The organism is Acinetobacter shaoyimingii, assembly GCF_011578045.1.
GTDB classification, from domain to species: Bacteria; Pseudomonadota; Gammaproteobacteria; order Pseudomonadales; family Moraxellaceae; genus Acinetobacter; species Acinetobacter shaoyimingii.
Genome location: NZ_CP049801.1, coordinates 1,217,752 through 1,232,024 on the forward strand (window position 1 = coordinate 1,217,752; position 14,273 = coordinate 1,232,024).

Sequence of the window (14,273 nt, forward strand, 5' to 3'; positions counted from 1 at the left end):
CAGATCTAAACTTTGACCCATGAAAAGAATGCTTTCAACACTATTGGCATTTGTTAAACTAGAGGATATTAAATTCATTTGAGTATTTTATTTTGTTGCCATTCAAACTTTGGGTAGATGCTGATGCTTTGCCTAAAATTTTACGTGAGGTGATTATTCGAGCATCTGATCGTTACCAACTTGAAGTGATCTTTGTAGCGAATCAAAATGTCGGAATTACACCATCCGTACGTATTAAATCGATTCAAGTCATGCAGGGCGCAGACCAAGCGGATAAAGAAATTGTAGATCGTATGCAAGCAAATGACATTGTAATGACACAAGACATACCGCTTGCCGCACAAGTGATTGAAAAAGGTGGAGTTGCCATTAATCCTCGTGGAGAAATTTGGACCGAGTCCAATATTAAAGCACGTTTGCATCTAAGAGATTTTATGGACACATTACGCGGAGCTGGGGTACAAACGGGCGGTCCAGCACCTATTTCTGAACGTGATAAACGTGAGTTTTCTAGCAGTTTAGATCAAACGATTCAGAAGCAAAAACGTAAAACAGCATAGTTTTATTTCTATATTTTTATCAATAAATGCTCTTTTAGCGAGATTGAAATGCCATCAAAAGCCAGTATTGTGATGACTTATGCCTTATTGGTTTTTATTTGGGCAACGACACCATTGGCCATTGTGTGGAGTGTGAGTGATCTTTATCCACTTTGGGCATTGTTATTTCGCTTCTTTATTGCCTTACCCATTATTTTGATCTTGCTGCTTACCTTTCGTGCAAAACTTCCTTTCGATCGCTTATCTATCCATAGTTATATTGCTGGTGCTTGTAGTTTTATTGTGGCGCAAATTTTTGTTTATTTAGCGACCCCATATTTAAGTTCAGGCATTATCGCCTTAATGTTTGGTTTGGCTCCAATTATTGCAGGACTCATCGGACACTTTGCTTTCTCAATACATTTACACCGCTTACAGTGGTTAGGAATGTTGATTGCAGTTTCTGGTTTAAGCATTATTTGTTTGGGTGGAAGTAATCAAAATGTGCATCCAACTGGCATTGTTTTGATGCTTATCAGTGTTAGCATTTATTGTGCTTCCATTTTCTGGATTAAAAAGGTCAATGCCCCGTTACAACCCATTTCACAGGCAACTGGTTCTATTTTAATTTCTTGCATTTTTTCGTTATTGATGTTGCCTTTTATTTGGCAACATGCACCTGATCATTTACCACATTTCAAATCGCTTTCAGGACTATTGTATTCATCCATCATGGCATCTGTATTTGCCATGTTATGTTATTTTAAATTGGTCAAAAATGTACAAGCAACCACAATGTCACTCACAACAGTACTTACACCCATGATTGCTTTATTTTTTGGCGCATTTTTAAATAACGAAAAATTAACAGTGATGATCTTTATGGGAGCATTGGTGTTGGTATTCGGCTTGGTGGTTTATTTTTATCGTGATCTGAAAGCGCATGATAAATTTAACAAAAGAATTTCTGCAAAAAAGCAGTAATTTAAATATCGTAAAACGAAATGACAAATTTTGATGTATAACGATTTAAATATATTGAATGTTTTGGAAGATACTTTTGATAAAAGTATCTTCAATCCGATTGATTGTTTCTTATTGAATTGATACAGCTGGCAATTTTGACTTTATCTTGTGGGTGCAAAGTTACGAAGTATGCTCCAATTTTATACATGTCATTGTCTTCGAGTTTAGAATAGGCCACCATCGCAATGGCTGCGATATGAAAAAAGTTCTCAGGATGACTAATCGTGACATGAATATATGAATCTTTAGCAATAGCTTGGTTGGTATAAAATCCAAAACCACTCTCAGAAATGTTCACATTTTGAGGGATTGGTAACATGGTTTGTACAATTGAGTCGTAAAGTGAGCCCGTAATGAGGTTTAATTTTTGGTTAAATAAAGATAATATTCGAGCAATCTGTTGATCTTTTTGATTTAATTGTTCTAATTCGTATAAAAGCGCGTGATCAAATTGATCTAATTCTGCAAGTAAGAGAAAATAACGCGGTAATACAAAATTAGCATCGTACGGATCATTCAGTGCGACTTCATCAGAGATAATCTGATAATTGATTCTTAAGGCGGCATCAATACGAGACATGACGCGTCTTTCATTTTCTTCGTTTTGGTGCTGCATAGCTTCCATTAAAACACCTCGGACTAGATGGTATGTTTAAACCGATCTCGCTGTATATAGGGTTGAGATATACTCGCGCACGGCGGAGTAATCACTTTATTTCTTTTATTGCTTTGGTATCCATGATCGGTTTGACTCTAGGAGTCGCTGTTCTTATTACAGTCTTATCTGTGATGAATGGATTTGACCGCGAATTGAAAAACCGTGTCTTGGGTATGATTCCACAAGCCACTGTTTCTTCAACACAAATCTTAACAGACTGGCCGAATCTTGCCAAGAAAATTGAGCAACACGAACATGTCACTGGTGTAGCGCCTTTTACCCAGCTACAAGGCATGCTGACTGCTCAAGGACAAGTGGCAGGTATTATGGTCACTGGAGTCGACCCAAAATATGAACGTAATGTTTCGATCATCCAAGATCATATGGTTGCTGGTAGTATCGACGCCTTGAAAAAAGGCGAGTTTGGTATTGTTCTAGGCAAACAAATGACCGATGCATTGGGCTTGGATATTAACGACAATATTACGTTGGTTTTACCTGAAGCAACGCCTTCTCCAGCTGGTGTCGTGCCTCGCTTTAAGCGTTTCAAAATTGTCGGTATTTTCAGTATTGGTGCTGAAGTCGACTCAATGATGGGATATATCGCCCTCAATGATGCGGCGACATTATTGCGTTTACCTGATGGTGCGCAAGGGATTCGCATGAAGTTGGATGACATTTTCCGTGCACCAGAAGTTGCAGATGATGTCGTAAAAGCCTTACCAGGTAATTTCTATGCATCAAACTGGACTTATACCCATGGTAATCTGTTCAGTGCCATTCAAATGGAAAAAGCAATGGTCAGCCTATTGTTATTCCTCATTGTACTGGTTGCTGCATTTAATATCGTGTCATCGCTTGTGATGGTTGTGACCGATAAAAAATCGGATATTGCGATTTTAAGAACCTTGGGTGCTTCTCCTGCCACCATTACTCGAATTTTTATGGTTCAAGGTACGGTGATTGGAGTGATTGGTACACTTGCAGGTGCAGTATTGGGGATTATTTTTGCGACCAATATTAGTAGTGCAATTGGCTGGTTAAATACCACATTTGGTTTGAACCTGTTCGATGCCTATTTCATTAACTACTTACCTTCTTACTTAAGATGGCAAGATGTTGTTGTGATTGTCGGTCTCTCTTTATTACTGAGTTTCTTAGCCACGATTTACCCAGCATTCCGTGCTGCTAAAATTCAACCAGCGGAGGCACTTCGTTATGAATAATGTGGTGTTAGAAGCAAAGAACATCCAAAAAAGTTTTACCGATGGTAAAACAACGGTCAATGTGATTAGGGATCTTTCTTTGCAGGTGATGCAGGGCGAGTTTGTCTCGATTGTGGGTTCAAGTGGCTCAGGTAAAAGTACTTTACTGCATGTTTTGGGTGGTTTAGAGCGCCCAAACGAAGGTATGGTCTTTTTGAATGGTCAGCGTTTTGATAGCTTAGGTGAAGCTGAGCGTGGTTTTCAGCGTAATGAGCATTTAGGCTTTGTCTACCAATTCCATCATTTATTACCTGAATTTACCGCTTTAGAAAATATTGCAATGCCGCTTATGTTGCGTAAAGGCGCAGACTTTAAAAAAGTCAAAGAGCGAGCAGAATATTTACTAGAGCGTGTTGGTCTTTCACATCGTATGACGCATCAACCAGGTGAACTCTCAGGTGGTGAGCGTCAGCGTGTTGCGTTGGCACGTGCGCTTGTGACTCAACCTAAAGTCATGTTGGCAGATGAACCTACAGGAAACCTTGATCGTAAGACTGCAATTAGCATATTTGAATTACTTTCAGACTTACGTAACGAGTTTAATATGTCGATGTTGATCGTCACTCATGATGAACAATTGGCCAAATCAGCAAATCGAATTTTACATATGCAAGATGGTGTATGGGTCTAATACTCATCGGCTAAAATCCCATTAAAATCCGATTAGTTGTCTTTTAAAGCTCATGAAAATGGGCTTTAATTGTTTCAACAAGAATATAAACGACAGAACAATAAGAATACATGTTTGGGTATTGCATACTTTTCGGTTGGATTCTAGGTATATCAACCATGGGGATGGTGTTATCTCCTAAACTCATCTCAATGACACTTTGGTTTTGCTTGATCAGCACAGGCTCATTTCTTGCACGTTTTATTGTCCCCAACATCTACAAACAGCAATTTTTTGTCCTCATTTTTCATATATCAGTGTTGTGCAGTAGCTTTTTACTGGGGCATTATTTTGCTGACCATAAATTGAACCATCGTTTAAGCCAGCGTATTGATCAAATCTCAGAACAGACAGTATTGGTCTATATTAATCACATTGACGAGCGCTCATCATCCCAAGAACACGTGAGTGTTAAACAAAAAGTCACCGTGATTGCTGAGAATCATCAACCTTATGATGTGATGCTGTATTTGAAAATGGGGCCAGATCAAAAAGCACTACAACTGGGTGAATATTATCGGGTAAGTGGAAAGTTAAAACCAACGCATTCCTATGCGGTTGATGGTGTATTTGATCAAGAAAAATGGTTTATACAACAAAATATTATGGGAACGATGCAAATCCGTGATGTACAACAGCTGACAGTTGAAGATCGCCTCATGCTCAATTATTCTGTATTTGCCAAACAACAAAAGAAAATCTTCAATAGAATCAAATTATACGCAGAAAAGCATAGATTAAAATTTCGCAATTTTATTCAGAGACAGGCATTTGAGAACAAAGGTTTACTGCTGGGTTTATTGACAGGGGATGAGAGCCTATTGTCTAAAACGACGCAAGATCAATTTAAGACACTGGGTATTGCACATCTTTTGGCCATATCAGGCCCACATGTTTTAATTTTTGCCGTGATTGTATGCTTTGTACTGAATATGGTGGTCACCACATTTATTCCTAAAGTCTTTTTGCGATTACCTAGGCCATATCTGCTGTTATTACCATTTTTGTTCTGTGTGCTGATTTATACTGCTTTTGTTGGGTTTGAAATCCCTGCGATGCGAACCTGTTTAACGGTTTTTATTATTTCACTATTATTAATTTTTAAACAACAAATCAATGCCTTAAAACTACTTTTATGTAGTGCCAGTATTTTGTTATTGATTGATCCATTCGGTATTTTATCTGCGGCGTTTTGGTTGTCCTATGGTGCTTGTTTTATTTTAATCAGGGTTTATCAAACCGTAGTTCAAGAGCCACAAACACCTGCCCAAACTCATCAAACTGAATTAAGTGTATGGAAATCAAAGTTAAGCAAGTTTTTGTACGTTCTATTCGATTCACAATGGAAAATATTTATTGCATTGTTTCCTTTGGTTGCCATCATTTTTCAGCAGGTGTCTTGGATTGCACCCTTGGTCAATCTGATTGCAATTCCAATCATTGGAATATTCGTTGTGCCTTTTGAGATCGTGGGTGCATGTTTGAGTGGCTGGATTGAGCCATTGTCTTTGGTGTTTTTTTATATTGCTGATTGGAGTTTGAGTTTTTTAAATTTTTGCCTAAATACTTTACAAAAAATATTCAATCCTCAATTAAACTGGTTGGCTTTAACGCCTTGGAAAATTGCGCTTCTTGGATTAGGCATTTTCATTTTATTTATGCCCAATGGCACCTTACCCAAAGGCTGGGTGGTCATTTGTGTTCTACTAATATTCATGACAACGCCACCAGCAAAATTTGAATTGACGGTGTTGGATGTGGGGCAAGGGCAAGCGATATTTTTACAACTGCCCAATCAAAATATGTTGATTGATACAGGTGGTTCTTTCGATGAAGATAAATTCAGTATTGGTCATAATATCATTACGCCATATTTGATGAAAAAAGGCATTACCAAACTCGATAAAGTGGTCTTGACTCATTTGGATCAAGATCATGCGGGCGCTTTTGAATATGTTGCCAATCATATAAAAATTAAACATGTCATTTCAAATCAGCAGGATAAAAGATTTGATGCGATGAATTTTGAGTATTGTTCGGCTGGGCAGCATTGGAATTTTGATGGTGTGCAAATTCAAGTGCTATCACCTGATGAAGATCAGCTTGATGAGGTACATACAAATCAGAATGAAAGGTCTTGTGTACTTTATATTCAAGTGCCAGAGGCAGAACAATATCGAAATTTTTTATTGATGGGCGATGCAGGTTGGGAGACAGAGTTTCAGCTTTTACAGCAATATCCAGATTTGAGTGTTGATGTGCTTATTTTGGGGCATCATGGAAGTCAACACAGTTCTTCTTATGATTTTTTACAACGACTGAATCCTCAATTGACCATTGCATCAGCAGGATTTGATAATCGTTATAATCATCCGAGTGGAATTGTACAAGCGAGATTGGCAGCACTTTCAATTCCTTTTGAAAGTACGATTGAAAAGGGGAGTATTCAATTTAAATTGAACAATCACCGAGTGATGCAAAAAAAATCATTTCGTGAATCGAAGAGGTGGTTCATTCGAAGCAGTTGAATTTTCTGCTCGGACTCGATTCACTACAGCCACTGCTTCATCAAAGGGCAAATTATAAATTTCCCGTAATTCAGGGTTGGCTTTAAAACGTTTATAACTCCAGTGCGCATGTTCTGGATATTTACGAATTAAATTTTCAATCGCATGATGGATCACCAAAGTTCCTTCATTTGGTGTTCCTTCATAGATTTTTTCATCAATCGGTTCAATAAACATATCGAAATCTTCAGTATCGTTACGTATTGCATACACCAACAAAGCTTTCGCTTTGGTTTTTTGGATTAATTTTGAACTCAAGTTACTTGATGCCAAAGGTAAACCAAAATAATCAATGGTTTCTACACTATGTTTGGGCGTATGATCAGGCAGAACAACCGTTGTACCACCCATTTTCAGTGCTTTGAAAATTTGTCTTACACCACTTTCATCAGTTGGTACTAGATGTGCACGTTCACGGCTTCGTGCTTGTCGAACAAACTGATCCGCTTCATCATTTTTTATCGGTTTGTACATGATGGTCATTTTGGTATGTTGAGCAAACCAAGCATTCATGACCTCCCATGTTCCAAAATGCGGAGCTAAAAGAACAATTCCTTTTTTTTCAGCCATGGCTTCATGGAAATAATGCTCGCCAGTAATATTACGGATACGTGCAATATTCTCAGCATTGGAGCTTCCCCAAATGCTGAAAAATTCCATATAGGATTGCAGCTCATTACTGATTGCAGCACGAACCAATAATTCTTTATGTTCATGCGACAAATGTGGCAAACAAATTTCAAGATTTAGCCGAATCGATTTGGGAGATTTGCTGAGGTGAAAAAGATTCACTACTCTTGATAAAATTTTCGCGAAGAAGCGTGCGAAACGTATAGGTCGACGACTAAAGAAATTTAAGAGTCGAGTCACCGTAGAAGTGGTTTTTTCAGTCATCTTTCAAGTTATTTAGGCTTAGGTCATATGTTTCAGACATTAGAATTATTATATGCGATTTTGGTTAGATTAGACAGTTTAGCGTATTTACATGTATATAATGGGGGATTAAAAATTAATTAGGATGGTATATATGTCAGATTGGCCACCCCAACCACAAAATGAAAATGTAAATTTAAAAGAGCCTTCAGGAAAAGAGTGGCAACTTTTAGAGAAAGCAGTTTTAGCTTCTGTAGAAGAACAACGTCGGGCACGTCGCTGGGGCATTTTTTTCAAATTGTTAACTTTTGCTTATGTACTTATTGTGCTCTTGCTCATGGTCAAAAGTTGTAATCAACAATCGACTGACCCGACTTCGACAAGCACCAGTCATATTGCTGTTGTCGATATTGTGGGAACCATTGGTTCAGATAAACAAAATGTGAATAGTGAAAACACCAATAAGTCGTTGAAAAAAGCATTTGAAAATAAACAAAGCAAGGCTGTGGTGCTCAACATCAATTCTCCTGGTGGATCGCCAGTGCAATCAGATGAAATTTGGCAAGAAATTCAATATTTGAAAAAAGAGCATAAAGATAAAAAAGTTTATGCTGTGATTGGTGATACAGGTGCTTCTGGTGCTTATTACATCGCTTCAGCTGCCGATGAGATTATTGTCAACCCATCGAGTATTGTGGGTTCTATAGGTGTGATCATGCCAAACTACGGTGTGAATGGTCTGATTCAAAAACTTGGTGTTGAAGACCGAACCATGACATCTGGTGAAAATAAAGCCATTCTCTCAATGACTCAGCCTGTCGACCCTGCTCAAAAGGCTCATGTTCAAGCCTTACTGGATAATGTTCACAATCATTTTATTGATGCAGTGAAAAAAGGACGTGGCGCTAAATTGAAATCGAATGATCCTGCAATCTTCTCTGGACTGTTTTGGTCTGGCGAACAAGCAGTGAAATTAGGTGTAGCAGATCGTTTTGGTAGTATCAACACGCTCAAACGTGAATTAAAAGTAGATAAAGCCGTTGATTATACAATTCAATATAGTCCGTTTGACTCAGTATTAGGCCGTTTAGGCAGTAGTATTGGTCAAGGCATTGCGTCTGCTGTTTCAAATCAAATTCAATCAGAACAAACGACTAAACTTCAATGAAACCACTGATTCATTTTGCGCACGCCAATGGCGTGCCATCTTTGGTGTATCGAAAATTATTTGATTTACTCAAAGATGATTTTGACATTATTTATGTACCACTTTTGGGGACAGATCGACGTTATCCAATCGATGATGGTTGGAAAAGTCTAACGCAACAGGTGATTGATAGTATTGTTCAGCAGGCCAAAGGACGCCCCGTGATTGGGCTTGGGCATTCTTTAGGTTCTGTGGTGACATTTCAAGCGGCATATCAACGACCTGAATTGTTTCAGCAAGTGATTATGCTTGATCCTCCGTTGATCGTAGGTAAAGCATCCTTACTCATGCATTTGACTAAAATGTTCAATCCAAAACTTTTAGACAAAATTACACCAGCAAATTTAAGCTTAAAGCGTCGTGATCATTGGGAATCTCGTCAGCAAGCCTATGATTTATTAAGACCGAAAGGCTTTTATCAGTTGTTTGATGAACAGTGCTTTCAGGATTATATCGATTATGCACTGACTGATGATCCTGTGCATGGTGGTGTAACGCTGACCATTTCAAAATATGATGAAGTTGAAATTTTCCGTACCAATACCACCAAGATGTGGCTTCCTATGCTAAAACCTCCTGTAGATATGCATTTGGTGGTGGGTCGAGATAGTCCATTTTTAAAGCAAAAATTTCCGCAACAATTGCAGAAAAAACTGTCCATTCCTTTTTCTATAACTGATGGTGGACATATGTTCCCATTGGAACATCCGAAAGAAGTGGTTGATCTGGTAAAAAGCTTGATTCAAAAGTCTTCATGATCTAATGAACATGCGAATGCAAGTCGAAAAAGCGGAATATATTCCGCTTTTTTTATGCGTGGAATGACCTTTAATTGACTTGTATTTATTGCTTAACATGGAGAAAGAAATTTTATTTGGTGGATGCGTGAAAGCTGAAGATTAGATTTCTCTTCGAGTCGAATAATTTTAATTCTGTATGACGGAATTCAAAATATTTTACTTTTCTTAGCATGACTGACCATTGAGTTAATGACATTGGATTGTCACTACAAACATGTGCAGTATTCGCCAATTGAGAGAGTTTTATTTGATTGGAGTGAATCTGGTATTCACCAATCAAAGTATTGCATCCGTCTGATGCTGAAATTTTATTTTGATCAAAGCGGATCTGAAGCTTCTTTTTTTGCTGTTTAGTTTGGTCAGTGATATTTTTCCCGTCATCTAAGGCCCATTGAGTATTCTGCAATGGATTAATTTGATGCTGCTCTGTCGAGTTTGAAAGCATTGTACTACAAGCGGTCAAACCAAATAGGGTATGAAATGCTATGACGAACAGGATTTTGTTTGGCATTTTGAATGATTCCATGCTTAAAAAATCAATGTGATGAATGATTCATTTGTTTTTTTATATTAACGACAGACTCGAATGCATGCATTGCCCTGATATAAGCTTAAATCAATCCAAAAAGTCAGTATTTGATAGCGTTGAGTGTATTAGTGATGATCAGGATGTATGGGTGAACCGAGTTATTTAACCTCAATGTTAGGTTCTGAAAACGGTGTTTAAGGTTAAGCCATTTGAACGGATGTAAGTAAGCCAATTTTCATTTGATTTTTTGCGATCATAAAAAACGCATCCGAAGATGCGTTTTGGAATTAGAGATTGAGTGAATCTAAAATTTACAAAATTGAACGGGTTCAGTCATGGGTTGGTCACGGTACATCACCCCATGTTCGGTATGTTGAATGGTTTGAGTGCAAATCCATTCGACCACTTGAGGGTAAATGACGTGTTCTAAAACATGAACGCGTTTTGCTAGAGTTTCAACATGCTCATTCTGAGCAACTTTGAGTACACCTTGTGCAAGTGCCTGACCTCCATCAAGTTCAGCTGTCACATAGTGAACTGTACAGCCATGAAATACATCCCCAGTGTTTAACACACGTTGATGGGTATGCATGCCTTTATAATGAGGCAAAAGAGAAGGGTGAATGTTGATCATTTTCCCTTCCCAAGCTTTCACAAATTTGGCACTTAAAATGCGCATAAAACCAGCCAATACGACCAAATCAACATTCCAATCACATAATTGTTGATGCATAACATCATCAAAGGCTTCACGATTCGGATATTGTTTATGTTCGATAATGGCGGTTTGAATTCCAGCATTTTGAGCACGTTCAAGTGCATAAGCTTCAGGTTTGTTGCAAATCACACCCACAATTTGCCCTGAAAGATTTGCATCAATCAAGGCTTGAAGATTGCTACCGCTGCCTGAAACCAATACCGCAATTTTCATCATGTGAATATCTAAAGTATCTTATGCGAAAATTACACGGATTTTTTCGTCTGCACCTTCAACTGACTCGGCATTGTCAACGATATGACCCATTTTCCAAGCTTTTTCACCCAGTGCATTTAAACGTTCAACAGTTTTGTCAGCATCTGCTGCATCGACTGCCAATACCATGCCTACGCCACAGTTAAATGTACGGTACATTTCAAACTGTTCAACGCCGCCTTCTTTTTGAAGAAGTTTGAACAATTCTGGCCATTCCCAAGAAGATTCATCAATGACTGCTTGTGCGCCATTTGGAAGTACACGAGGAAGGTTACCTGGTAAACCACCACCAGTGATGTGTGCCATGGCATGAACATCAACTTCTTTAAGCAACTGCAAGATAGATTTAACATAAATACGTGTAGGTTCCATTGCTGTATCTGCAAGTGGGCGACCATCAACAATTTGAGTTAAATCGACATTTTTAACATCTAAAATTTTACGAAGCAGTGAGTAACCGTTTGAATGTGCGCCTGAAGATGCAACACCAATTAAAACGTCACCCGCTTTTACTTTTGAGCCATCAATAATTTTGCTCTGCTCAACCACACCCACACAGAATCCTGCAAGGTCGTAATCATCACCTTCATACATGCCTGGCATTTCAGCAGTTTCACCGCCCACCAATGCACATCCGGCAAGTTCACAACCAGCGCCAATACCTGTTACGACATTCGCTGCAACGTCGACATTTAAGTGACCTGTTGCATAATAGTCGAGGAAGAATAATGGCTCTGCACCACATACAAGAAGATCGTTTACGCACATTGCAACCAAATCTTGACCAATTGTGTCATGACGATTTAAGTTGAGGGCTAAACGTAGTTTTGTACCAACACCATCCGTGCCAGATACGAGAACAGGCTCTTCATAACCTTTAGGAATTTTACAAAGTGCACCAAAGCCACCTAGACCGCCCATCACTTCAGGACGTGAGGTACGCTTAGCGACAGATTTGATTCGATCGACTAATAAGTCGCCCGCTTCAATGTCGACACCTGCATCTTTATAGCTTAAACCAGTATTTGGGGTAGAAGTTGAGTTGCTCATAATGAAGTCTCCGCATTCGCGCGGCGATTATACCTGAATATACGAAACTCTTATGTTATTTATGCGCTAAAATGTTATCTTTAATGAAATATTTTTTTACTTCAATAATGATTCATCGAAAATAAGGCGAGATTGCATGCAAGATCGTACACTAAAACGCTTATTTATTATCGCTGGCATAGCGCTCACATTATGGGTTTTATATCTATTAAAGCCAGTGGTTATTCCATTCGTGGGTGCTTTTTTTATTGCTTATCTTTTCAGCCCTGTAGTGAATAAACTGCATCATATTGGCTTGCCTCGTTGGTTATCAATTGCCATCGTCTTTATTGGCATAGGTGTGTTGATTACTTTAGCCATGTGGTATGTGGTGCCATTAATTTGGCAACAGCTGATGTATGCAAAATCTAAAATTCCTGAAAATATTGTTTGGATTAATGATACTTTTCTGCCGTGGTTATCAAGTAAATTTAACCTCGTGCCAATGGAACTTGACACCGATCAAATTTCAACTGCAGTCATGGATTATATTCATACCAACTATAGTATGGACAGTATTCAATCTGTGGTGTTAAAAGTTGCGCAGTCGGGTCTGAATTTTATTCAAGTGGGCGGAACCATTGTCCTTGTACCTATTATTGCATTTTATTTTTTATTAGATTGGAAACGCATGCTCGACAGTCTACGTCGCTTGATTCCACCTAAATATGAAAAAACGACGCTCAATATTGTAGGTGAGTGTCACAGTGTTTTAGGCGCTTTTGTGAAAGGTCAGTTTTTGGTGATGTTCCTGCTGGGTGTGGTTTATGCCGTAGGATTACAATTGATTGGACTAGAAGTGGGCTTAATCATCGGGATGGTGGCTGGTCTTGCCAGTATTATCCCTTATTTAGGCTTTGCTGTTGGGATCATTGCCGCAGTGATTGCATCGTTATTCCAGTTTGGATTTAACTGGACACAATTGCTTTTAGTCTTTGTGGTGTTTGGCGTTGGGCAAATTATCGAAGGATATGTCTTACAACCATTCTTATTAGGCGATAAAATTGGTCTGTCTCCCGTCGCGGTAGTTTTTGCTGTCTTGGCTGGTGCACAATTGGCAGGTTTCTTAGGCATGTTGATTGCATTACCTGTTGCGGCTGTGATCGTCGTGTTATTAAAGCATCTTCGTGAATTCTATGAACAAAGTGATTTATATGCTCAGCCCGACTTGGTGGTTGCCAATGCTTCAGACGGCTCTGTTCATATTGAAACAGAAAGTATGAATGTGGAAGTCGAAGTCAAAGATCAAACTTCAAATCATCAGCAAGTTACCGAAAAATCAAGTAATATTGATCGATCAGAAGATCAATAATGTAAAGGCCTGATAGCTCAATGCGTCAATTGCAATTAGATATAGAACCTCAGCTTGATGCTCGAATCAGTGATTTTTCTGGTCCGGGGTGGGGGCCTGTTATTGATGGTGTTCGGCAACTCCATGCAGGATTAATGAGTCGTTTTTACCTGTATGGTGGGGCTGGGACTGGCAAAAGCCATTTGCTATCAGCGATTTGCGATTCATATTTAGAGGTGGGTAAGTCTGCTATCAAAGTTTCGTTGCTTGAACTTCTTGATGCGCCCATTGAAGCGATTAGTTCTTTAGAGCTTTATGACTTGGTTGCATTGGATGACATTGAAGCCATTAGTGGTGTGCCACATTGGCAAAAGGCAGTTTTTCACTTAATTAACAATCACCATGAAGATGGTGGACAATTGGTTTTTTCATCAAGATTTGCGCCCATTGAACTCAAACTCGAATTACCTGATTTACAATCACGTTTGACGCAAGCGGTGAGTGTGAAAGTGCCCAGTGGTCAAGCTTTCTCAGATCGGCAAGCACTCTTAAATTCGGTACTTGAACGTCGTGGTCTGCATTTTGACCCGCATATTTTAGATTACCTGCTATTTAATGGTCCTACGCAAACCAGCATGTTATTACAGGCTGTAGATCAACTTGAAAAATTACTACAAGGTGAAAAAATCAAATTATCGAATGCGACGTTAAGACAGATCTATGCGCTTATTGATGAGTATCATGAATTCAAAAAATAAATATAAAGCAAAGACTTATATATCCAGT

General features: G+C 38.7%; 14 protein-coding genes. 9 read left to right on the forward strand and 5 right to left on the reverse strand.

The genetic code is table 11. From position 1 onward, the window contains the following. The first annotated feature begins 92 nt into the window (after positions 1–92). Both G8E00_RS05430 and G8E00_RS05435 read left to right on the forward strand, forming a co-directional pair. Positions 93–560, forward strand: coding sequence for a YaiI/YqxD family protein (locus G8E00_RS05430; RefSeq protein WP_166011844.1), 468 nt, complete (start codon positions 93–95; stop codon positions 558–560). A gap of 48 nt (positions 561–608) precedes the next feature. After that, the gene (locus G8E00_RS05435) at positions 609–1,523 is read left to right on the forward strand and encodes a DMT family transporter (RefSeq protein WP_166222502.1); all 915 of its coding nucleotides are present in this window, start codon (positions 609–611) and stop codon (positions 1,521–1,523) included. 91 nt (positions 1,524–1,614) lie between these two features. On the opposite strand, the gene G8E00_RS05440 is transcribed toward G8E00_RS05435, so the two are convergent. Next, positions 1,615–2,190, reverse strand: coding sequence for a PilZ domain-containing protein (locus G8E00_RS05440; RefSeq protein ID WP_166011846.1), 576 nt, complete (start codon positions 2,188–2,190; stop codon positions 1,615–1,617). Between the two features lie 23 nt (positions 2,191–2,213). Here G8E00_RS05440 and G8E00_RS05445 point away from each other — a divergent pair, with 23 nt between their 5' ends. The 3 genes from G8E00_RS05445 (at position 2,214) to G8E00_RS05455 (ending at position 6,686) form a co-directional block, all read left to right on the forward strand. Then, positions 2,214–3,449, forward strand: coding sequence for a lipoprotein-releasing ABC transporter permease subunit (locus G8E00_RS05445; RefSeq protein WP_166011847.1), 1,236 nt, complete (start codon positions 2,214–2,216; stop codon positions 3,447–3,449). After that, the gene (gene lolD, locus G8E00_RS05450) at positions 3,442–4,119 is read left to right on the forward strand and encodes a lipoprotein-releasing ABC transporter ATP-binding protein LolD (RefSeq protein ID WP_166011848.1); all 678 of its coding nucleotides are present in this window, start codon (positions 3,442–3,444) and stop codon (positions 4,117–4,119) included. Before G8E00_RS05445 ends, lolD begins: the two co-directional genes overlap by 8 nt. Before the next feature lie 158 nt (positions 4,120–4,277). Further along, positions 4,278–6,686, forward strand: a complete 2,409-nt coding sequence (locus G8E00_RS05455; RefSeq protein ID WP_227591400.1) for a DNA internalization-related competence protein ComEC/Rec2 — start codon at positions 4,278–4,280, stop codon at positions 6,684–6,686. Here the strand turns inward: G8E00_RS05455 and G8E00_RS05460 are convergent. Then, positions 6,645–7,619: a lysophospholipid acyltransferase family protein gene (locus G8E00_RS05460; RefSeq protein WP_166011850.1), complete on the reverse strand. Its 975-nt coding sequence runs from the start codon at positions 7,617–7,619 to the stop codon at positions 6,645–6,647. The genes G8E00_RS05455 and G8E00_RS05460 overlap by 42 nt on opposite strands. 133 nt (positions 7,620–7,752) lie before the next feature. On the opposite strand from G8E00_RS05460, the gene sppA reads away from it, so the two are divergent. Together sppA and G8E00_RS05470 are read left to right on the forward strand one after the other, a co-directional pair. Continuing rightward, entirely contained in the window at positions 7,753–8,766 is a 1,014-nt protein-coding gene (gene sppA / locus G8E00_RS05465; RefSeq protein WP_166011851.1) for a signal peptide peptidase SppA, read from the forward strand. Further along, complete coding sequence (locus G8E00_RS05470; RefSeq protein ID WP_166011852.1) at positions 8,763–9,563, forward strand: alpha/beta fold hydrolase; 801 nt, start codon at positions 8,763–8,765, stop codon at positions 9,561–9,563. The genes sppA and G8E00_RS05470 overlap by 4 nt, the downstream gene beginning before the upstream one ends. 112 nt (positions 9,564–9,675) lie before the next feature. Here G8E00_RS05470 and G8E00_RS05475 read toward each other — a convergent pair whose 3' ends face one another. The 3 genes from G8E00_RS05475 to purM all read right to left on the reverse strand — a co-directional run bounded on the left by G8E00_RS05475 (position 9,676) and on the right by purM (position 12,157). Next, positions 9,676–10,116, reverse strand: a complete 441-nt coding sequence (locus tag G8E00_RS05475; RefSeq protein ID WP_166011853.1) for an META domain-containing protein — start codon at positions 10,114–10,116, stop codon at positions 9,676–9,678. Positions 10,117–10,438: 322 nt separating this feature from the next. After that, positions 10,439–11,068 (reverse strand): phosphoribosylglycinamide formyltransferase, encoded by a 630-nt coding sequence (gene purN / locus G8E00_RS05480; protein ID WP_166011854.1) that lies wholly within the window; start codon positions 11,066–11,068, stop codon positions 10,439–10,441. Between the two features lie 18 nt (positions 11,069–11,086). Then, positions 11,087–12,157, reverse strand: a complete 1,071-nt coding sequence (purM, locus tag G8E00_RS05485; protein ID WP_166011855.1) for a phosphoribosylformylglycinamidine cyclo-ligase — start codon at positions 12,155–12,157, stop codon at positions 11,087–11,089. 136 nt (positions 12,158–12,293) lie between these two features. On the opposite strand from purM, the gene cxpE reads away from it, so the two are divergent. Together cxpE and hda are read left to right on the forward strand one after the other, a co-directional pair. Then, a complete protein-coding gene (cxpE, locus tag G8E00_RS05490; RefSeq protein ID WP_166222506.1) occupies positions 12,294–13,508 on the forward strand; it encodes a chloramphenicol efflux transporter CxpE in 1,215 nt (404 codons plus the stop codon). 20 nt (positions 13,509–13,528) lie between these two features. Then, a complete protein-coding gene (hda, locus tag G8E00_RS05495; protein ID WP_166222508.1) occupies positions 13,529–14,245 on the forward strand; it encodes a DnaA regulatory inactivator Hda in 717 nt (238 codons plus the stop codon). Positions 14,246–14,273: the final 28 nt, after the last annotated feature.

Coding starts and splice junctions, on each gene's coding strand:
- G8E00_RS05435 (WP_166222502.1), top strand. CDS start 609: ATGCCATCAAAAGCCAGTATTGTGATGACTTATGCCTTATTGGTTTTT.
- G8E00_RS05440 (WP_166011846.1), bottom strand. CDS start 2,190: ATGGAAGCTATGCAGCACCAAAACGAAGAAAATGAAAGACGCGTCATG.
- G8E00_RS05445 (WP_166011847.1), top strand. CDS start 2,214: ATGTTTAAACCGATCTCGCTGTATATAGGGTTGAGATATACTCGCGCA.
- lolD (WP_166011848.1), top strand. CDS start 3,442: ATGAATAATGTGGTGTTAGAAGCAAAGAACATCCAAAAAAGTTTTACC.
- G8E00_RS05455 (WP_227591400.1), top strand. CDS start 4,278: ATGGGGATGGTGTTATCTCCTAAACTCATCTCAATGACACTTTGGTTT.
- G8E00_RS05460 (WP_166011850.1), bottom strand. CDS start 7,619: ATGACTGAAAAAACCACTTCTACGGTGACTCGACTCTTAAATTTCTTT.
- sppA (WP_166011851.1), top strand. CDS start 7,753: ATGTCAGATTGGCCACCCCAACCACAAAATGAAAATGTAAATTTAAAA.
- G8E00_RS05470 (WP_166011852.1), top strand. CDS start 8,763: ATGAAACCACTGATTCATTTTGCGCACGCCAATGGCGTGCCATCTTTG.
- G8E00_RS05475 (WP_166011853.1), bottom strand. CDS start 10,116: ATGCCAAACAAAATCCTGTTCGTCATAGCATTTCATACCCTATTTGGT.
- purN (WP_166011854.1), bottom strand. CDS start 11,068: ATGATGAAAATTGCGGTATTGGTTTCAGGCAGCGGTAGCAATCTTCAA.
- purM (WP_166011855.1), bottom strand. CDS start 12,157: ATGAGCAACTCAACTTCTACCCCAAATACTGGTTTAAGCTATAAAGAT.
- cxpE (WP_166222506.1), top strand. CDS start 12,294: ATGCAAGATCGTACACTAAAACGCTTATTTATTATCGCTGGCATAGCG.
- hda (WP_166222508.1), top strand. CDS start 13,529: ATGCGTCAATTGCAATTAGATATAGAACCTCAGCTTGATGCTCGAATC.